General features: G+C 39.2%; 2 protein-coding genes. Both read left to right on the top strand.

The window, feature by feature from the left end; all coding sequences use genetic code 11:
• Positions 1–2,013 (top strand): tetratricopeptide repeat protein (locus WA010_RS01205; protein ID WP_422555352.1); only part of this gene is annotated, 2,013 nt, incomplete at its 5' end.
• Positions 1,980–2,377 (top strand): FAD-dependent oxidoreductase (locus WA010_RS01200; RefSeq protein WP_422555351.1); only part of this gene is annotated, 398 nt, incomplete at its 3' end. The genes WA010_RS01205 and WA010_RS01200, both read left to right, overlap by 34 nt.

Here is a 2,377-nt window from a genome sequence, read left to right as displayed (position 1 = left end):
CCCGAATATCTCCCACTTCAACCCTATAACAAACATGTTAGTATGGCTTTTAGTGCCGATTGGGATATTTTTGCCGGAGCGTATGAAAAATTAAAGGCGTTTGACTCATTGATCGTATTAGGGCAGGGTGATCATGTCGAGATGAAGCGTATTTTTCCCGATAAAAAGATATTTTCCTATTGTCTCGGTGATGTTCTGTCCACCGTCGCTTATGAAGAGGCTCTGAAAAAAGATATCGATGTACTGGTGACCGGAAATGCGTTTCATCCTCTATGGCCTGACAAAGTGGTTGTTATGGATCAAATCGTGCGGTATAAATACGAGGCAAAGATCGTCGTCGTAGAGCGATTTTTTTCAAAAAAATCCTATTTGACCTTACTCAGCCGATCTAAAATCGCTGTTATTACCCATGCCAGACGTCCTCTGCTCTCTACAAGAGGGGTTGAAGCGTTGTATGCCGGATGCATCGCATTGGTTCCTGAAGATGAATACATAGCTCAGTTTTTTTCAGAAAAAGAGGGAGTGTTTGTTTATAACAACTATAACATCGAAACGGTTATCGAGAGGATTTTAAACGAATACGACACTCTGGTGATAGAGTTTAAAAAAGTAAGAGAAAAAATAGAACAACTGTTCGCTAAACCAGCATCTTCGATACGGTTTTTGAAGTTTTGTTATATAGCCAGTCTCCTTTCAGATAAAGGATTGGCTACCAATACTGAAATGATTAAAGATGCAAATCTGAGGGAACGAGAGCTTTGTGAGCAAATATTTTTAAACTCCAAACGGAGACCGAAAAAATTTGATTTTTATTCCAAACAAAAAGTTTCGGCGGATTTAACTGGTTTGTTTATTCTTTTGAAGCAAAAAACAACACCCTCTTTAGTCCTTTGTTTTAATGCGCTTCGAATGTCGATATTTGCAGATGATTATGTTTTGGGTGAAGCGATTTATTCCTTTTTAATCGAACAAGACAATGTTATGTTTACGCCGGAAAGTGATGATATTTTGGATCCGGTTAGTTTTGATCCGGAAGGGTTCGATTACGATGCCTACTCGTATTATTTGGTGGAATATCTAAAAGAAAAATCTGCTGATTCACTGAAAAAGCTAAAAGAGATAGTCTATGCAAGTATTCATTATTACGGAGCATTGTGTTTGCTGCATGAAAATAAATCCGCTGAATCCAGAGCCTTGAACTCCATAGCTCTGCATCCTGATTTCGGCGGCTCTTATACCATTTTGAGCGATATGGCACTTCGCAGAGACGATTTGAAACAAGCGAAAGAATATGCTAATGAGTTATTTCGTACGATGCCTTATAAAGTTGCTTCTTTGGATGAGCGTTTACTCGATAATGATCATTTCGCTCATCTGTTTGAAAACTATTATCACCGAACCAATCTCTTTAAACTAGGAGATAAAAAGTCGATCACCTATATGCGCAGTTTAGTTGAACGAGGGGAAGAAGATTTTTTCAATTTGTTATCGCGTTGGCTAAACGAAAAAAATCCAAGGGTATGCGATGCATTGGCATTTTGCAAAGCTAATGATCTTTATACGCAAAGTAGCGATCAGTTTATACGCAATCATTCCGTTGTATTAGCTGAGTTTGATGAGCACCCTTTAAACGAATGTTTGAGTATGAATACGGGAAATATTCTGATACCTTATGACGTAACGCTGGAAGAGAATCTTTGGGTGTATGCGTTGGGGGAAACTTCTAAAGAGCTAGGGCGTCTCGATTTTTGGAAGAGTATTCAACATGGGGTGAGGGGATATGTCGATGATGATAACAAATGGATTGACGTATCGTTCGAAGATCACTTTGTCATCTCCAGCGATCTTTTTTTATCCTCCCTTCGTTCATCCGATTCGGTAGCCATAGCATCAGAGACCTATTTTGAAGATATCTATAACAAAATAACAGCTGTTTGTGAGCCTAAAAATATATTTTTAATCAAGATGGATTTGAGTTTTTGGAAACTGATCAAACTAGACAAAACGTTATGACGTACGCCATCATCGGATCGGGTATTATCGGTCTCTCTATAGCCAAAGCGATCAAAACAAAGCAGCCGGATGCTGAGGTTGTGGTAATCGAAAAAGAGTCTAAAGAGGCTATCCACTCAAGCGGAAGGAACAGCGGTGTACTCCATGCCGGATTTTACTATACGGCAGATTCTCTGAAAGCAAAATTTACGAAAGATGGTAATAGTGCGTGGACGAAATTTTGCGATGAGAATAACCTTCCGATCAATAAATGCGGCAAAGTAGTCGTGGTAAAAGATGAAACAGAGCTCTCAGGGATAGAAGAGTTATATCTTAGAGGGATTCGAAACGGGGTAGAGGTACAAATCATAGACGAAGAGGAACT

The organism is Sulfuricurvum sp., from assembly GCF_049305995.1.
Taxonomy (GTDB): Bacteria; Campylobacterota; Campylobacteria; order Campylobacterales; family Sulfurimonadaceae; genus Sulfuricurvum.
Note: the sequence above shows the minus strand (reverse complement) of the source record. Positions and strands in the feature narration are given on the sequence as shown.